General features: G+C 61.7%; 15 protein-coding genes and 1 riboswitch. Of the genes, 7 read left to right on the top strand and 8 right to left on the bottom strand.

Going from position 1 to position 17,954, the window contains the following annotated elements:
- Nucleotides 1-81: 81 nt before the first annotated feature.
- Nucleotides 82-1,629, bottom strand: coding sequence for an amino acid permease (locus ASD32_RS14645; RefSeq protein ID WP_060638773.1), 1,548 nt, complete (start codon nt 1,627-1,629; stop codon nt 82-84).
- Between the two features lie 113 nt (nt 1,630-1,742).
- Nucleotides 1,743-2,510, bottom strand: a complete 768-nt coding sequence (locus ASD32_RS14640) for an N-formylglutamate amidohydrolase (protein WP_156383185.1) — start codon at nt 2,508-2,510, stop codon at nt 1,743-1,745.
- Nucleotides 2,511-2,801: 291 nt separating this feature from the next.
- On the opposite strand from ASD32_RS14640, the gene ASD32_RS14635 reads away from it, so the two are divergent.
- The 6 genes from ASD32_RS14635 to ASD32_RS14610 all read left to right on the top strand — a co-directional run bounded on the left by ASD32_RS14635 (nt 2,802) and on the right by ASD32_RS14610 (nt 8,671).
- Nucleotides 2,802-3,659 carry a MurR/RpiR family transcriptional regulator gene (locus ASD32_RS14635; RefSeq protein ID WP_060638771.1) on the top strand — a complete coding sequence of 286 codons (858 nt, stop codon included), beginning with the start codon at nt 2,802-2,804 and terminating at the stop codon, nt 3,657-3,659.
- A gap of 240 nt (nt 3,660-3,899) precedes the next feature.
- Entirely contained in the window at nt 3,900-5,006 is a 1,107-nt protein-coding gene (locus tag ASD32_RS14630; protein WP_060638770.1) for an ABC transporter substrate-binding protein, read from the top strand.
- A 75-nt stretch (nt 5,007-5,081) separates the two neighbouring features.
- Entirely contained in the window at nt 5,082-5,954 is an 873-nt protein-coding gene (locus ASD32_RS14625) for an ABC transporter permease subunit (RefSeq protein ID WP_060638769.1), read from the top strand.
- Nucleotides 5,951-6,736: an ABC transporter permease gene (locus ASD32_RS14620; protein WP_060638768.1), complete on the top strand. Its 786-nt coding sequence runs from the start codon at nt 5,951-5,953 to the stop codon at nt 6,734-6,736. The genes ASD32_RS14625 and ASD32_RS14620 overlap by 4 nt, the downstream gene beginning before the upstream one ends.
- A 14-nt stretch (nt 6,737-6,750) precedes the next feature.
- Nucleotides 6,751-7,815 carry an ABC transporter ATP-binding protein gene (locus ASD32_RS14615; RefSeq protein ID WP_060638767.1) on the top strand — a complete coding sequence of 355 codons (1,065 nt, stop codon included), beginning with the start codon at nt 6,751-6,753 and terminating at the stop codon, nt 7,813-7,815.
- A gap of 122 nt (nt 7,816-7,937) precedes the next feature.
- Nucleotides 7,938-8,102: riboswitch (FMN riboswitch) on the top strand.
- 95 nt (nt 8,103-8,197) lie between these two features.
- Nucleotides 8,198-8,671 carry a 6,7-dimethyl-8-ribityllumazine synthase gene (locus ASD32_RS14610; RefSeq protein WP_060638893.1) on the top strand — a complete coding sequence of 158 codons (474 nt, stop codon included), beginning with the start codon at nt 8,198-8,200 and terminating at the stop codon, nt 8,669-8,671.
- Between the two features lie 46 nt (nt 8,672-8,717).
- On the opposite strand, the gene ASD32_RS14605 is transcribed toward ASD32_RS14610, so the two are convergent.
- The 6 genes from ASD32_RS14605 to ASD32_RS14580 form a co-directional block, all read right to left on the bottom strand.
- Nucleotides 8,718-9,095 (bottom strand): hypothetical protein, encoded by a 378-nt coding sequence (locus ASD32_RS14605; protein ID WP_156383184.1) that lies wholly within the window; start codon nt 9,093-9,095, stop codon nt 8,718-8,720.
- Nucleotides 9,096-9,230: 135 nt separating this feature from the next.
- Nucleotides 9,231-10,892, bottom strand: coding sequence for a urocanate hydratase (locus tag ASD32_RS14600; protein WP_060638765.1), 1,662 nt, complete (start codon nt 10,890-10,892; stop codon nt 9,231-9,233).
- 199 nt (nt 10,893-11,091) lie between these two features.
- Nucleotides 11,092-12,189, bottom strand: a complete 1,098-nt coding sequence (locus ASD32_RS14595) for a DUF917 domain-containing protein (RefSeq protein WP_060638764.1) — start codon at nt 12,187-12,189, stop codon at nt 11,092-11,094.
- Nucleotides 12,189-13,457, bottom strand: coding sequence for a Zn-dependent hydrolase (locus ASD32_RS14590; protein ID WP_060638763.1), 1,269 nt, complete (start codon nt 13,455-13,457; stop codon nt 12,189-12,191). Before ASD32_RS14590 ends, ASD32_RS14595 begins: the two co-directional genes overlap by 1 nt.
- Nucleotides 13,457-14,836 (bottom strand): dihydroorotase family protein, encoded by a 1,380-nt coding sequence (locus ASD32_RS14585; protein WP_060638762.1) that lies wholly within the window; start codon nt 14,834-14,836, stop codon nt 13,457-13,459. The genes ASD32_RS14590 and ASD32_RS14585 overlap by 1 nt, the downstream gene beginning before the upstream one ends.
- A 10-nt stretch (nt 14,837-14,846) precedes the next feature.
- The gene (locus ASD32_RS14580; protein WP_060638761.1) at nt 14,847-16,385 is read right to left on the bottom strand and encodes an aromatic amino acid lyase; all 1,539 of its coding nucleotides are present in this window, start codon (nt 16,383-16,385) and stop codon (nt 14,847-14,849) included.
- A gap of 138 nt (nt 16,386-16,523) precedes the next feature.
- On the opposite strand from ASD32_RS14580, the gene ASD32_RS14575 reads away from it, so the two are divergent.
- Nucleotides 16,524-17,894, top strand: a complete 1,371-nt coding sequence (locus tag ASD32_RS14575; RefSeq protein ID WP_060638760.1) for a LysR family transcriptional regulator — start codon at nt 16,524-16,526, stop codon at nt 17,892-17,894.
- The last annotated feature ends 60 nt before the right edge of the window (nt 17,895-17,954 follow it).

The following is a 17,954-nucleotide window of genomic DNA, read 5'->3' as shown; positions in this document are numbered from 1 at the left end:
CGTAACGCGGCCTTGGCGGCTGCGTCTCGTGGACGTCCGGTGGAAGCCGCAGACACGCGGCTTCCACCTTGTCTTATTGGATCACTTCTGCCCAACGGCCTTTTCGGCCGCTGCAATTTCAGCGGAACGGCGTGCAACTTCGTCGCCGATCGGCGGGCCCTTGAAGCGGCGGCGTTCAAAGCCGAACCAGACGATACCGGTCAGGATCAGGAAGCCGACGGTGACGTAAAGAGCCGGCGTATTCGGAGGCTGGACGCCGAGCACGAAGATCAGGATCATTGCCAGGATCGTCAGCACGGCAAACAGCTTGAAGACGCCCTCGCCGAGGTTCCACGGACCCATCTTGTCCCATTTCGAGGTTCCCCAGGCAAAGAGGCCAAGCGTAATCGGGATCGCGAAGGAGAAGAACAGGAAGATGACCGTGCAGGACACGACGATCGTATAGACCGGCGTCTCGCCGATCGTGACCAGCGACGAGCCCCAGACGAACAGAACGGCAAGGATCGAGCCGGTCCAGATTGCGGCAACCGGGGTTCGGTAGGTCGGGCTGACCTTGGCCAGAGCCTTGGATGCCGGAAGACCGCCATCCCGCGAGAAGGCGAAGATCATGCGCGATACGGACGTGACCGTGGCCAGGCCGCACAGCCATTGGCTGATGAGGATGGCGAGGTAGAGGATGTCCTTCACGGTCGAATTGGCCTGCGTGTCCATCGCCCAGAAGAACACGTTCCAGCCCTGCTTGGCGGCCTCGTCCATGCTGGGGAGCAGCAGAACGAAGCTGCACAGCATGATGTAGCCGAACAGAGCCGACCACAGAACCGACGAGATCATGCCGCGCGGAACCGAGGTTGCCGCCTTGACGGTTTCTTCCGACGTATGGGCGGAAGCATCGTAGCCGGTGATCGTGTAGATCGGCAGGAGCAGGCCGAGCAGGAACACCCACGTGCCGGATGTTGCCGGCCAGACATTGCCGCCGGCCTCGCCCGAATAGTTGGAGAAGGTGAACAGACGGCCGAACTCGTAGGTGTCAGCGGCAGCCAGGCACACAACCGACAGCGCGATCGCGGTTGCAAAGATCAGATAGCCGGAAAAGTCCGTAAGCTTGGCCGTCAGGCCGATGCCCATATGGTTGACGATCGCCTGCGCGCCGGTAATTACCACCAGGAACAGGATACGGATGGTCGTCGTGTCTTCCAGGCCGAAATAGGGCGTGCCGAACGACCCCATGAAGAAGTAATAGGTGCCGACATTGATGGCGCCGAGAACCGTAACGAGACCGAGCAGGTTGAACCAGGCGGTGACCCAGCCGGTGAAGCGGTTGCCGAGGATCGAGCCCCAGTGATAGAGGCCGCCGGCGGTCGGATAGGCGGAGCTGATCTGCGCCATGCCGACGGCAAAGACGAGAGAAACGAAGCAGCCGAGCGGCCAGCCGATGCCGATGGCGGCACCGCCCGCCCCCGATGTCGCCTGCGCGAGCGAATTGATGCCGCCCGACAGAATGCAGATGATCGAGAAGGAAACGGCAAAGTTCGAGAAGGAGCTCATGCGCCGTTCGAGTTCCTGCGCATAGCCCATCGAATGGAGGACCTTCATGTCCTCGTGTTTATCGGTATCTGAATAGTCTGACATGTTTTTCCCCTGTATCAGCCAGCCTCCAGCGGTATTGCCGGATGCCGAAATGCCAGTTCGTCCATGGAAGCCCATGGACCAGTCTCCGCGGACATGCCGCTCCCCAGGTCTTTTTATTGCGACAGTGCATCAAGGCTTTCGCCCAGGATGCCTGTCAGATAATCGGCCATGACCTTTTGGCCGATTTCATTTGTAACGAGATCATTGCGGATCTCGATCATTACGTTGAGCAGGCCATTCTTCAAGCCATGCTCGATCAGAGTATGCGTGACGCCGTCGGCCGGTCCATAGGGCTCGTTACGGCGCACCACGTAGCCAGCGGTTTTTCCGGCAGCCGCCAGCATCGCATCCGCCAGCCGGCTGTCATTGTCATGCAGGATACCGATTTCGACGTCGCGCTGCTTGCCGTGATAAACCGGCGTGAACGTGTGCATCGTCACCAGGACCGGCGGCTGCCCATCAGCCTTTCGCGTAGCGATGAAATCCGAAAGCGCGGTGGTGAAAGGCACGTAGAGTGCCTGCGTGCGGGACAGCCGTTCGGCCGCAGAGATCGCCGCGTTGCCGGGAATCTCAAAGATTTCGCTGACCGGCGGCATGGCGGCTTCGGCTTCCGGCGGCCGGTTGCAATCATAGACCAGACGCGAAAAACGCTGATAGATCAACGCGGCATCGAGGCTGCGCACCAGCCGTTGCGACACGGCGAGCGCACCCGGATCCCAGGCGATGTGGCTTTCGAGAGCGTCGTCTGAGAGCCCCAGCGAACCCATTTTTTCCGGAAGACGGCGCGAGGCGTGTTCGCAGACCAGCAGCACCGGGCTCAGCGCCTCCAGGTTTTCCACTGCGACCGGCGATCCATCCGCCTCTGTCAAAAGTCCCGTCAACTCCGGTCCCCTTCCGGTTGCCTGATCGGCACCACGCATGTCCAGATCGGGCTGGAAGCCCCTGAAATCATGTGTGGAAGCAAGAATCGGTCAGCCGGTACATTGTCTCGACACAGGCGTAACTGCCGATACTGAAAAGAATTCTTCACGTTTTGACCCATGTCAATCGGAATCTGAAACGATCTCTTCAAAAAATCAATTGACTCGAATTGTGACAGCGATGTTTACTCTGTCACAAAGCTGGCAGAGACCGGTTTAGGGGATGAAAATTTGACCAGTACCGCAGGCACCATGACGGTGTCGGATGTGATCAACGCCCACTTTGCCGTGCTCACCCGCGCGGAAAAGCAGTTGGCAGCGATGCTTCTCGACAACTATCCGGTTTCCGGACTCGGCAGCATCACGACTGTGGCCGAGAATGCCGGCGTATCGACGCCGACGGTCGCCCGCATGGTGCAGAAGATCGGCTTTCGCGGCTTCCCGGATTTTCAATCGCGTCTGCACCAGGAACTCGAAGCGACGATTTCCAATCCGATCAGCAAGCACGACCGCTGGGCCGCCAATGCGCCGGGCACGCATATTCTCAACCGCTTCGCCGATGCGACGATGAACAATATGCGCGCAACGCTGGCGCAGCTCGAAACCGCCGAATTCGACGGCGCTGCCGCGATGATTGCCGACCGCAAGCGCAATATCTACCTTGTCGGCGGCCGCATCACCCGCGCCCTTGCCGATTATTTCTTCACCCATCTGCAGGTCATCCGCTCCGGCGTCACCCAGATCGCCTCCAATTCCTCCTCCTGGCCGCATTATGTGCTCGACATGAAGAAGGGCGACGTCCTGATCATGTTCGACATCCGCCGTTACGAGCAGGAGATGGAAACGCTGTCGCGCATCGCCCGCGAACGCGGCGTCGAGATCATCCTGTTCACCGACCAGTGGAGCTCGCCCATCGCCAAATCGGCGCGGCGCGTCTTTCGCATTCAGATCGAGGCGCCCTCGGCCTGGGACAGTTCGGTCGTCACCCTGTTTGCCGTCGAAGCGCTGATCGAGGCCGTGCAGAGTTCCATCTGGGACGAGACGCATGACCGCATGAAAACGCTGGAGGGACTGTTCGATTCAACGAGGCTTTTTCGAAAGCCGCTTTAGGAGGAGCAAGTGGGAGGAAACGTGGCGCCGGGCAACCGGCGCGGGGATGCAACGTATTTCAATTCAATCGACAGAAGAACACGCCGGCATCCGGGCGGAAGGAAATTTCGAAAATGAAATGAAGGTGTTCCGCCTGCGAACCTTCGGTCGCAAAGGAGACAACACCTGTCACATAAGCTTCATCGGACCCCAGTATCAGCTTCCTCGAAGTTGACTGATATAACCACAAGGAGAAGACCAGTGATTTCACATATGCGCCGCCTGCTCTCGCTTTCGACCGCCATGGTCATGGCATCGACTGCCATCGCTGCTGCCGAACCGAGCGCCGAACTGATCGCTGCTGCCAAGGCAGAAGGCACCCTGACGACGATCGCCCTGCCCCATTCGTGGTGCGGTTACGGCGATGTCATCGCCGGCTTCAAGGCCAAGTATCCCGAAATTACCATCAACGAACTCAACCCGGATGCCGGCTCGGGCGACGAAATCGAAGCCATCAAGGCCAACAAGGGCAATACCGGCGCCCAGGCACCTGACGTGATCGACGTCGGCCTGTCCTTTGGCCCGTCCGCCAAGGCTGAAGGCCTGATCCAGCCTTACAAGGTTTCCACCTGGGACTCGATCCCCGATAGCGCCAAGGATGCCGAAGGCTACTGGTACGGCGATTACTACGGCGTTCTGTCCTTCCTCGTGAACAAGGACATCGTCAAGGAAGCACCGAAGGATTGGGCCGATCTGCTGAAGCCAGAATTTGCCAACGCCGTTTCGCTCGCAGGCGATCCGCGCACGTCCAACCAGGCCATCTCCGGCGTTTATGCAGCCGGTCTTGCTGCGTCGGGCGGCGATGCCTCCAAGGCTGGAGACGCTGGTCTCAACTTCTTCAAGGACCTCAATGCCAAGGGCAATTTCGTTCCGGTCATCGGCAAGTCCGCTTCGCTGGCACAGGGCACGACCCCGATCATCGTTTCCTGGGACTATAATGCGCTGAGCTGGGGCAACAGCCTGAACGGCAACCCGCCATACGAAGTCGTCGTACCGGCAACCGGCGTTGTCGCCGGCGTCTACGTCCAGGCGATTTCGGCCTTCGCCCCGCATCCGAACGCTGCAAAGCTGTGGATGGAATATCTGTATTCCGACGAAGGTCAGCTCGGCTGGCTGAAGGGCTTCTGCCACCCGATCCGCTTCAACGATCTCGCCAAGAACAACAAGATCCCGAAGGAACTGCTCGACGCCCTGCCGCCGGCCGCTGCCTATGAAAAGGCCGTGTTCCCGACGCTCGCCGAACAGGATGCCTACAAGGAAGTCATCACCAAGGGCTGGGATACAGTCGTTGGCGCCAACGTCCAGTGAGACTGTCGTATCAAGGCCTTCCCGCGACCGCGCGGGAAGGCTATTTCTCAATTTTTCACACAAGACGGTTTCGCGATGAGCGCCAACAGGGCCATTGATTTGAAAAGGACGGCCATCGACTGGCTCGGCATAACGCCGTTTCTGTTGTTTGCCGTGATGTTCCTGATTGCCCCGACGCTCTATCTCGTCACCGGTGCATTCCTCAATCCGGCAGGCGAATTCACGTTTGAGAACATTGCCGGGCTCTTTACCGACAAGATTCTCGCCTCCTACTGGATTTCCATCAAGATCAGCCTGGCGTCCTCGATCGGCGGTGCCCTGATCGGCTTCTGGCTCGCCTGGGCGGTGGTGCTCGGCGGCCTGCCCTCGTGGATCCGCTCGTCGCTCCTGACATTCTCCGGCGTCGCCTCCAATTTTGCCGGCGTGCCGCTTGCCTTCGCCTTTCTGGCGACGCTTGGCCGCACCGGCCTTGTCACCATGATCCTGCGCGACTGGTTCGGCATCAATCTCTATGCGTCCGGCTTCAATCTCTTGAGCTTTCTCGGCCTGACGCTGACCTATATGTATTTCCAGATCCCGCTGATGGTGCTGATCATCACCCCGGCGCTGGACGGCCTGAAGAAGGAATGGCGCGAAGCTGCCGAAATCCTCGGTGCCACCAACCGGCAATACTGGACCAAGGTCGCCCTGCCGATCCTGTTTCCGAGCATCCTCGGCACGACGCTGCTTCTGTTTGCCAACGCATTCGGCGCCATCGCCACCGCCTATTCGCTGACCGGCTCGACCTTCAACATCGTCCCGATCCAGCTCTACGCCCAGATCCGCGGCGACGTTCTGCACAATCCCAATCTCGGTTATGCCCTGGCGCTCGGGATGATCGTCATCACCGGCATTTCCAACCTCATCTACATCTTGCTCCGCATGCGCGCCGAACGGTGGCAAAAATGAAAACACAAAAAATCGGTGCCTGGCTCGCGATTTTCTTCGGTGCCTCCTATTTCATCGTACCGCTGATCGCCACGTTCGAATTCTCGCTGCGCATGCGCCGCGGCGAATATTCCTTCGATGCCTATCGCTCGGTCTTTTCCGACATCCAGTTCCGCGAATCCTTCAGCTATTCCATCGTCATGGCGATCCTGACGATCGTCTTCGGGGTGCTGCTCGTCGTGCCGACCGCCTATTGGGTTCGCCTGCGCCTGCCGCAGATGCGCCCCGTGGTCGAATTCATCACGCTGATGCCGCTGGTCATTCCCGCCATCGTCATCGTCTTCGGTTATCTCAGGCTCTACAATTCCTCGTCCTACATCCCGTTCACCGGCTCGACGCGCGGCACCGATGCGCTTTTGATGTTCTCCTTCATGACGCTGTCGCTGCCCTATATGTACCGTTCGGTCGATACAGCCATGCGCACCATCGACGTCGGCACGTTGACCGAGGCCGCCCAGAGCCTTGGTGCGTCCTGGCCGACCATCATGTTCAAGTGCATCTTTCCCAATGTCATGAGCGGCGTCCTGTCCGGCGCCTTCATCACCTTTGCCATCGTCATCGGCGAGTTCACCATGCCGTCGCTGCTCAACCGCCCGGCGTTCGGTCCCTACCTGCAGCTGATCGGCGCCAACCGCGCCTATGAGCCGCCGGCGCTCGCGGTCATTGCGTTCGCCATCACCTGGGGATGCATGGTTCTTCTGCAGCTCGTCTCCCGTTTCAGCAAATCGGCTTCCAAGCCCTGAGGTATTGATCGTCCATGTCTTTTCTCGAACTCTCAGGCATTCAAAAAAGCTTTGGCCCCGTGCAGGTGGTCAAGGATTTCGACATGGCCATCGAAAAGGGAGAATTCGTCTCCTTTCTCGGACCGTCAGGCTGCGGCAAGACGACGATCCTGCGCATGATCGCCGGCTTCGAGACACCGTCTGCCGGAACGGTCGTCATCAACGGCCGCAACCAGAATGAGCTGAAGCCCAACCAGCGCAATATCGGCATGGTCTTCCAGGCCTATGCGCTGTTTCCCAACATGACCGTGCACGAGAATGTCGCCTTCGGCCTGAAGATCGCCGGCATGGAGAAAACCGCCGTCGATGCCCGCGTCAAGGAGATGCTCGGCCTCATCCATCTCGACCATCTGGCCGACCGCTATCCCTACCAGATGTCCGGCGGCCAGCAGCAGCGCGTGGCGCTCGCCCGTGCGCTGGCGCCCAAGCCGCAGGTCCTGTTGCTCGACGAGCCGCTGTCGGCGCTCGACGCCAAGATCCGCGTGTCGCTGCGCGAGGAAATCCGCATGATCCAGCAGCAGCTCGGCATCACCACGGTCTTCGTCACCCACGATCAGGAAGAGGCCCTGTCCATCTCCGACCGTATCGTCGTCATGAATGCCGGCCGCGCCGACCAGATCGGCACGCCGTTCGACATCTACAACAAGCCGGCCACCCGCTTCGTGGCCTCCTTCGTCGGCACGCTCAACCTGATCGAAGCCAAGGTCGTCGATCCCGCAACCAACCGGATCATCATCGGTGATCAGCAGATCACCTTGCGCGAACCGCTGGGTACAGTGGCCAAGGCCGGCGACAAGGTTTCGCTGGCGCTGCGCCCGGAAGCAGGCTCGATCGCCGAAGGCGCCAAGGGCGACACGGCGCTGACCGGCACCGTCGCCTCCTCGAACTTCCTGGGTTCGGTCATCCGCACCCGCATGAAGGTCGGCGATGCCCTGATCTCGTTCGACATGTTCAACGCGCCGGGCCTGACGCCACCGGCCGTCGGCGAAATCGCCACATTGCGGTTCACCGCCAGCGACCTTTTGATCATCCGCGAATAACGGCGTTACCTGGAAAAATATGTTTCAGGCGACAGATTTTGAGAAAAAATCTGTCGCCTTTTGCGTTGCACGCGTCGCACAGCGCATTTGACGGCGCCGCACCAATCCTTATAGTTGGCCTCGCACGTTCTCAGGGCGGGGTGAAACTCCCCACCGGCGGTAACGGGAAGCAATTCCTGGAGCCCGCGAGCGCTTCCCAGCCGGATCCATGTATCTGGATGGGAAGGTCAGCAGATCCGGTTGAATTCCGGAGCCGACGGTTAAAGTCCGGATGAAAGAGAGCAAGCAGACCAAGTGGCACCCCGTTATGGGGAGCCTCCGCGCCTGCGTGTTCGCCCAAGGGGATCATTGAAAAATGGCAACCTTGAAAGGCCAGACTGACATGACAATCGCTTCCCACCCGACCCAGAAAATCGCCATCATCCGCGCGCGCTGGCACGCCGATATCGTCGATCAATGCGTCAACTCCTTCGTCGCCCACTGGCAAAAGCTCGGCGGCAACGCATCCGACGTCGAGATCTTCGACGTTCCCGGCGCACTCGAAATCCCGCTGCATGCCCAGACGCTCGCCAAGACCGGCCGCTTCTCGGCGATTATCGGCTCGGCCTTCGTCGTCGATGGCGGCATCTACCGTCATGATTTCGTCGCGGGAACCGTGCTTGACGGCATGATGCGCGTCCAGCTCGACACCGGTGTGTCCGTTCTGTCGACGGTGCTCACGCCGCACAATTTCCAGGAATCCGAACAGCATATCCGCTTCTTCACCGACCATTTCGTCGTCAAGGGCGTGGAAGCCGCCAATGCCTGCTCGCAGATCCTGGCCGCTCGTGCGCAATTGGCGCTGATCAACGCCTGACCCGGCTTGTTCGGAAGGGCAGGCTATCCTGCCCTTCCCGCGACCGTCACTCATCCAGCCAATATTTCCGGGAACACCCGAATCGGCGCGCAACGCGATCGTTACGGATAGCCGCAGACGCCCGCTGTTGCTTGCGGGCGCCGGTGGATGCGCGGCCTGGAACGATGGTGTAGCCACTGCTTGCAAGCTGCAGCTTAAATTCGTCGAAATGACGCTTGAATCCACGTTTCACCCGGCTCAACGGATATCGCCATCCGCCCCTGCAGGCGTTGATCAGAATGGCCGAGTAAAGCCGCGCACTGATCATCCGCGCATCGTCCTCAAAGATCACTTTGTGAGGAGCGACCGCGTCACCCGGCAAACTCCCCGGAACATGCGACAAAAGCAGAGCAAGTGCGATACATCCGCCCAATGTCGCCTTCACCGTACCCTCCCTCGCAGTCTCAAGTCGGCCGGATCATGAGCCTGTCAAACCAAGAACAGAACGGTCAACCGTAGCCGGAGTATAGGTCTTTATTTTAGAAAAACAAAATATACAAATCTCAAAAAGGCTCGGTCGCTAGTCGAGCGCGATATACCCGATCCCCTTTGTCTCGATCTCATCGGCCGATTCCTCATAACCGGCATCGGCATAGCGGATGACACCGAGCGATGTGTCATTGGTCAGCGCATGGCTGAGCCGTTCCGCCCCACCTTCCGTGCCGTCGGCAATCACGGTGACGCCGCAGCTGGTCATGTAACCGGCATAGCCGCCGCCGCCGGAATGGACGACGACGAGATCGGCCATGGACGAGCAGAGCAGCATGGCGTCGAGCAGCGGCCAGTCGGCAATGGCGTCGGAACCGTCCTTCATCCGCTCGGTCATGATATTCGGATGCGCCATGGCGCCCGCATCGAGATGGTCGCGGGAAAACGCGATCGGCCCCTTGAGGTCTCCGGACGCAACCAGCGCATTGACGGCGACCGCAAGCTGCGTGCGCTCGCCATGGCCAAGCCAGGCAATACGGGCGGGCAGGCCTTCGAACGGCACGTTTTCGCGCGCCAGCTTGATCCAGTTGGTGACGATCCTGTTATCGGGAAACATCTCCAGCAAGAGATCGTCGATGCGGGCGATATCGCTCTCCTCGCCCGACAGCGCCATCCAGCGGAACGGCCCGATGGCCCGGGCGAACAATGGCCGCAGATAGGCCTCGGTAAAGATGCGGATGTCGAACGCGTTGGTGACACCGCCCTCGCGCGCCTGGGTGCGGATGAGGTTGCCATTGTCGAACACTTCCGAGCCCTTGGCCTGGAATTCGAGCATCGCCTTGACATGATCGACGATAGAGGCGCGGCTGGCGGCCATCAGTTGCCCCTGCCCGTCGACACGCAGCCTCTTGACCTCCTCGATGCTCATGCCCTTCGGCACATAGCCATAGACGAGGTCATGGGCAGACGTCTGGTCGGTGACGATATCCGGCACGATGCCGCGCCTGGCGATTTCCGGATACAGGGCCGCCGCATTGCCGACAAGGCCGATGGAGGTGGCGCGCTTTTCCCTGACGGCCTGGTCGATCATCGCCAGCGCGGTATCGAGATCCGGTGCCACATGTTCGAGATAGCCGATGTCCCTGCGCTTTTCAGCCCGTACCGGGTCGATATCGATGCAGAGGATCGCCGCCCCCGCCATACGCCCGGCCAGCGGCTGCGCCCCGCCCATGCCGCCAAGCCCGGCCGTCAGGATGAACCGTCCGGCAAGATCGCCGCCGAACCGGTTTTCGGCGATCCGCATGAAGATTTCATAGGTGCCCTGGATGACGCCCTGGCTGCCGATATATTGCCACGCGCCCGCCGTCAGCCCGCCCCAGCAGATCAGCCCCTGCTTTTCCAGCTCGTAGAACACTTCGGCCTTTGCCCATTGGCCGACGATATTGCAATTGGCCATGATCACCAGCGGCGCCTTGGCATGGGTCTTGAGCAGCCCGACCGGCTTTCCGGACTGGATCACCAGCGTCTGGTCCTCGTCCATCTCAAGCAATGTCTTGACGATTGCCCTGTGGGAAGCCCAGTTGCGCGCCGCCTTTCCGAGCGCCGCATAGACGATCAGATTGTCCGGATCCTCGCCGACCGACAGCACGTTTTCCAAAAGCCTCAGCAACGCCTCCTGCCGCCACCCCTTGGCGCGCAGCTCCGGGCCACCGGGGATGGGGAAATTGGGGTGACGGGGGTTTGGTTTGGGCATGGTGTTGTCCTCTATAGCTTGGAATGAGGCCAGAAGGCCCCTCACCCTAACCCTCTCCCCGCGGACGGGGAGAGGGACGACGGAGTTTGCCGCATCTCCCTTCTCCCCGTTCACGGGGAGAAGGTGGCCGACAGGCCGGATGAGGGGCAGCCAAGGAAATGAAATCACCCCACCCCGGCGCGCGCGCCGACCCTCCCCCTCAAGGGGAGGGTGAAAGCGCATACCGCGCCAATTCAATCCCCATCGCCTTCTCCACCGAAGGATAGACGCTCGGATCAAGCACGCTCGATGCCAGTGGAATGACCGACTTCGGCACATGCAGAACGAAGATCCGCATCCCCACCTGCAACTGCCCCACGCTCAGCGGCTCGCCGTCTTCAGACAGCGTCGTGATGACATCCGGGAAGGTCGCAAGCCGTGTGCCTGCGGCATCCTCGACAGCCATGTACTCGTTCATGACGTGAAGGACCGTGGCGTCATAACCCGTGCCGAGCGTCACCGTACCGATGTCGAAGGCTTCCCTGGTGTAGACGACGGATTTGTCAGTGATGACGCCTTCAGAAAGGATCGTGCCGTTGGTGGTTTTGGCGATCGTGTCGATGATGGCGCTGCCGCCCTTGCCTTCCGCAGCGATGATCGCCTCGCCGAGAGAAAGCGCCAGCGAAATGCCGCCCAGCGCTGCATTCTTGCGGACATAGGACGCGCGCAGCGGATTGCGGCACGACGCGATGAAGCCACCGGACATATCGGACGCGGTGCGCAGGATCGGCGACACCTTGGCGGTTGCGCCGCGCACCACCAGCTCGATATAGCGGTTCTCGTCGCGATTGCCGCCAGCCGCCGTCTGGATCATCTGCTCGGGCGACCCCGCCATGCCGATCGATCCCATGTCGCCGGTCGGATGCGCCCGCATGTCACCGACGGCATCGAGAACCTTGGTGCCGAGGATCGCCGAAGGCAGCCAGCCGTTCAGCGTCGAGGACTTGCCGTTCTGCCCAACCATCAGCGCGGAAACCTTTTCGCCCAAGGCCTCCTGCAGCAATTGCACCGCCTTGACATAATCGACCCCGCGCATTTCCCAGGGCGTCGTCGAGGCCGGCGCACCGATGGCGGCCGCCGTCGCCACCCAGTCGTTATCGGAAAGCTCATCGATCGAGACCAATTCCGGCTTGCCTATCGAGACCGCAGCATAACCCAGCATGCGGCCATGATCGGCCCAGCCGCCGCCGCCGGCCGCATAGACCGAGCCGCCCTTGACGGCCGCTTCGACGTCCTTTTCCGTGAGTATCCGGCCCATCACTGCTCTCCCTGTAGATCACTATCGAGTTGGCGCACAGCCTCGAACAGAACCGCAGCACCGAGCGCGATGTCGTCATTTTCGGCCCATTCGTCCGGCGTGTGCGAGCGCCCGTCGCGGCAGGCGATGAAGATCATCGCGGCCTTGGAAATCCGCGCCATCCAGGCGGTATCATGCCCGGCACCCGACGCCATGCGGCGGCGCTTGGCTCCAACGCGGTCAGATGCCTGTTCCAGATTGGCCATGACCAGCGGATCGGCGGGCGTTGGAAAATTATCCGAAATCAGTTTCGGCGATGCGATCGACACACCGGTCTCGCGCTGGATATCGACGGCGAGCTGATCGATCCCGGCGATGAACCGTTCCATGTCCGGCCGCAGCTCGGCACGCGCATCGATCAGAATGCGGGCGCGTGACGGCACGACATTGGCGGCATTCGGCTCGATGGAAAATTCCCCGACCGTCGCCGTAAAATGCCCCTCGCCCTTCGCATAGTCCATGGCGAGCCGCTCGACTTCGCCAACCAAACGCGCTGCCGCCACCAGCGCATCGCGCCTGTGGCCCATCGGCGTGGTTCCGGCATGATCGGCCTGGCCGTCGAAGAGGATTTCGATGCGGGTAATCCCGGCAATCGCCGTGACGATGCCGATATCGCAGCGCTCCGTTTCAAGGACCGGCCCCTGTTCGATATGCAGCTCCAGAAACGCCCGGATATCCGAGCGTTTTTGCAGCGCCAGCCGCGACGGGTCGCCACCGGCATCGATAATCCCTTGCCGCAGCGTCAGCTCCCCTTGCGTCCGGCTCAGCCACCCATCCGGGAGCAATCCCGCAAGGCCACGGCTGCCGACGCAGGAGACGCCGAAAATCGACACTTCCTCGGCCAGGAAATCGACAATCTCCAGATCGTGATCGAGCCGGATACCGGCATCGTTCAAAGCCTGGGCAACTTCAAGCGCTGCAGCAACGCCGGCAATGCCGTCGAAACGGCCGCCTTCCGGCACCGTATCGGAATGCGACCCCAGCATGATCGTCCCGAGCGCCGACTTGCGCCCCTTGCGGCGGCCGATGAGGTTTCCCGAAGCATCAATCCGGGTTTCCAGCCCTGCGGCCCTGAAGCGCTGCTCCAGAAACGCGCGGCCGTTCAGAAACAGCGGCGTAAACGCCCGCCGCGTATAGGGCTTGTCCGGCTCGGTGATGCGGGCAAGGCCCTTGACGATATCGGCGATGCGCACGGGATCGACCGGAAGATTGGTATCGGCAACAGCCATCATACGGCCTCGCGCAGCGGCAGGCTGGCAAGCGGCCGGATGAATTGACCGGTGCCCGGCGCGGCAAGAACCGTCCTGCCGTCGAAAACCTGCACGCCCCGGTTATAGGTCGCCGCCACCCGGAAGGGCAGACGGATGCCGTTATAGGGCGACCAGCCGACGACATTGTTGCCACTATCAGCTGCGTTGTAGTCATAGGGTTCGGCCGTCAGCACGGTGATATCCGCATCCTTGCCTTCCTCCAGCGCGCCCTTTCGGTGATCAAGGCGGAAATGGCGGGCGGGATTGAGCGACATCAGTTCGGCGGCACGCGTCAAGGAAATGCCGCGCTCGAGGAGCCCCTTCACGAACAGCGGGATCATCACCTCCAGCCCCGGAACACCGGACGCATTGGCGAGCATATCGGGATTGGTCTTGCGGTTTTCCGACCAGCTGACGTGATCGGTGGAAACCATGGTCACCTTGCCATCGGCCACATGGCGCCAGAGTTTTTCCACCTCGGCGCGCGGCCGGATCGGCGGATTGATCTTGGCCTTGCCACCCAGCCGCTTCACGTCGTTTTCCTCGTCGAGAACGAGATAGTGGATGCAGCATTCGATGGTGGCGCGAAAACCCTGGGCTCGGTAGGCGCTGGCGATATCGTAGCCGCGCCCGACCGAGCAATGCACGACATGGGCCGGGCATCCGGTCGCCGCCCCCGTCTCATAGATCTGGTTGGTGGCCAGCAGCTCCGTCAGCGGCGGACGCGACAGGCCATGGGCGCGGTAGTCGGTGATACCCGCAGCCTTCACCTTGCCGATCGCAGCCCGTACCGCCTCGTCATCCTCATTGTGCACACCGGCCGCCAGCCCGGTCGGCGCAATCGCTGCAAAACAATCCTCCAACAGGCCGGCCGGAATACGCGGAAACCGTTTCGGGTCCGTTCCGAATGTGGAAAACTTGAAGGCGGCAACGCCGGCCTCGACCATTTCGCCGATCCGCGACGGGCCTTCTTCCGGGTCGATCGTGCCGTAGAGCGCGAAATCGACGCGCGCCTGTTTCCCGGCATGGTCGATTTTGCGACGGACGGCATCGGCCGAGCAAACCAGATCGCCTTCATCATAGGGCATATCGACGATGGTGGTGATACCGCCTGCAGCAGCCGAACGCGTCGACCAGATGAAATCCTCCTGGTCCTTTTGCGACAGCGAATGCACCTGCGCATCGATAGCGCCCGGCAGGATCAGAGCGCTGGCGAGATCATGGCGCTCGCGTGCCTCAGGCATTGCGCCCTGCCCGACGAACGCCACCTTGCCATCGCGCACGGCAACAAATCCGCCTTCGACGATGCGGTCGGCCAAAACCACCGTGCCTTTCAAAACCAGATCAAAGTCGGACATCCGTGTCTCCTTACTTTGCGAGCGCGAAGAAATCGTCGAATTCGGGCATGGGTGCTGCCGCCACGATCGCCTCCAGCAGGCGGCCGCAGGCAAATTCATGATGGAGATGCTCGATCTCCTTGGAAAGCGGCCGGTCCTTCAGGTAGATCGGGCTGACGGCCCGCACCCGCTCATAGGCAATCTGCGTGACGCCCTGCGGCGTATCGCCCAAGAGATCGACGGCCTGGGCCGACAGCATCGCCTCGATCGCCGCCATCTGCCGGAGATCGCGCACCTGCGTTTCCATGCGCTCGACGATCAGCGGCAGGAAGGTCGCCTCCTCCTCCAGCCCGCCAGCAACCACGATCGACTGCGCCGAAAGCGGCACCGCCAGCGACTGCACCCGCATGTAGAGTTCCACCACCAGCTTCATCAGCGGCCCAAGCCCGCTGGCAATCTCGCCCGGCGCGACCAGATTGACCGGCAGGTTTCGCCGCACGCCATTGGAAAGCAGGATGCAGCGATTCAAGACATTGCGCGCCACATGCGAAAAGGCGATCTGCGCCGTCTCGATATAGAGCGTCGTGGTCAAGGGCAGCGAGGCGCCGGACGCATGCACCTGTCCGCCGAGCACCACCGGATTGTCATCCGACAGATAGGTCGCATCGACCAGCCGTTCGGCGGCCACCAGCAGCGTATCGACGGCGGCGCCGAAGACCTGCGCGGTCATGCGCAGGCTGAGCGGATCATGGATCGCCGTTGGCAGCGGCCAGTCGACGCAATCGGACTGGCCGTAAAGCCAGGACCCGACCAGCGCCTCGCCGCGCGTCCCTAAAGTCGCCGCCACCCGCCACGGATCGGCCGAGGCCCCGAGCGCCAGCGACGACATCAGCCCGGTGGTCATCAGCACGCGCACGGCCGAGGCTGCTTCGCGCAGCACGTCGGCAGCCGCCGCAAAGGCCGTGGCGTTGACGCTCAGCGCCGCCAGCGCGTCGCGCGGCAGCATGACGAAGGGCTGAAGCCTGGCGCGTTGCAACGCTTCGCCGGCATTCAGCAGCTCGCCCTCGAAAAAGGCTTCGCCGGTGCCGGTCAAAACCGAGGCAACCTGCCCCATCAACCCGATATCGGCGCAGCCGATCGAGCCATGCCGATGCACGGCGGGCACGACGCCGCGCTCCAAAAGCGCCAGGAACGCCTTGATAAGATCGACGCTGCAGCCGGTATGGCCGCCGAGCGCCGTATTGATGCGGATGGCGATGGCCTTGCGCACGATGGACTTGGAAAACAGCGGGCCGGTGCCGAAATGATGGGCCTTGACCAGCGCCGTGTTGAATTCTGCGAGATCATCCACCGTCCACAGCCGGTCCTTCATCGAGCCGACGCCGGTATTGGCGCCGTAGACCGGCAGGCCCATGGCGATGCGATCGGCAATCACCTTATGCGCCACCTCCACCCGTTCGAACGACTGCTCGGCAACGGCGGGCACGAACAGTCCGGAGCCGATTCTCTCCAATGTGGAGAAATCCAGCGGATTGCCGTTGAGGACGATGGCTTTCACCGATGCATGCATGCTTTGACTCACCTTGTTGGCGCCATGCTATGCCCAATATCGAGCTTTGTGTTATATCCCAAAAATGAAACACGAGATGCCGGTAGCCGTACACTGCGGCCTAAGCCGTCATTTCCCCTGCAGGGATCAAAACCGCCCATGGACATTGCCACCCTTGCCCTTGTCCACGCGATCCTTGCAGCGCGCGGAATCCGGCGCGCCGCAAAGGCAAGCGGCAGGCCGCCCGCCAGCGTCAGCGCGGCACTGAAACGCTTCGAAGCCGCCATCGCCGTCCCGCTCGTGCGGCGCGAACGCGGCAATCTCGTGCCGACGCTGGAAGCGCAAAGCCGGATGGCCGACCTTGCGGCGGCGACCGAGGCGATCCAATCCCTCTTACAGCCCAGAACCCCATTGTCGCCCGAGGCCCATCCGCAGGCTCCCTCTTCTCCCCAGCGGGGAGAAGGTGGCCCGCAGCGCCGGATGAGGGAGACCGCAAATTCCGAACGCGCCGGAACACCCCCCTCATCGCCGCGCATTCGCTCTGCACTTCTCCCTGACTCGGAGAAGACGGAAACCATCGCCAACGCTCACACTCCCTGTCCCTCGATCAGCCTCATCGCGCTCGAACGCTTCATCACCGTTGCCCGCAGCGGCAGCATTCGCGCCGCCGCCAAGGCATCGGCGACCGGCCAACCCCAACTGACGCGGCAGATGAACGACCTGGAACGCGACCTCGGCTACACGCTGCTTTCCCGTTCGCCATCCGGCATCACCTGCACGGCCGAAGGACTGGCGGCGATCCCCACAGTCGAAAACCTGCTGGAGATCTGGCGCAGGCTGTCGCGCGCCTCCGGCGACCGGTTCCGCCGCGCAGCCGCCACCTGGCGGTTCGGCTCGGTCATGCCGCTCGGGCCCGAAAGCGAGATCGCCCGCATGCTGGCGGCGCTGACCGCCAAGTGGCATCGCGCCCGCCCGCGCCAGCCGCTGTTCGTGTCCAGCACCACCGCCGACGAACTGATCGCCGGGCTGAAGAACCGCCGCTTCGACGTGGTGCTGCTCGATCTTGAAACCTTCCCGTCGGAGTTCGAAGGCAGCCTGATCTCGCGCACGCCGCTGGCGCTGGCCGGTCATCCCGCACTCTTTGCCAAACACGGCAACGACATCGCCGCATTGCTGCAATCGCATCCGATTGCCGTGCCCAGCCTGAAAAGCGGCCTGCGCCAGCAGGCAGCGCATTTCATCGAGGCGACTCTCACAGAACAGGAGCGCAACCGGCTGACATTGACGGAAGTCGATTCGATCCCCGTCATCCTCAATCTGGTGATGGACCACGGTTATCTTTCGGTCCTGCCGGAAAGCTCCGCCGCCCGCGTGCGAAATCCCCCTGCCATGCGCCGGCTGGGGGACGGATATATGCAGAGCCTGTCGCTGGCATGGCAGAAGAACGCGCTTTCCCGGCAGGTGGCGGAGGCGATGCTCGGCATGATGCTTGCAGATGAGATATCCGGCAGCACCGATCCGCGCGATTGAATCACTTTGTGCACGGCGAACGCCAAACCCTTGACCGGACTCGCAAATCCACCACCCGTT

The organism is Rhizobium sp. Root483D2 (assembly GCF_001426685.1).
GTDB classification, from domain to species: Bacteria; Pseudomonadota; Alphaproteobacteria; order Rhizobiales; family Rhizobiaceae; genus Pararhizobium; species Pararhizobium qamdonense.
This window is presented reverse-complemented; position numbering and strand designations above follow the sequence as displayed.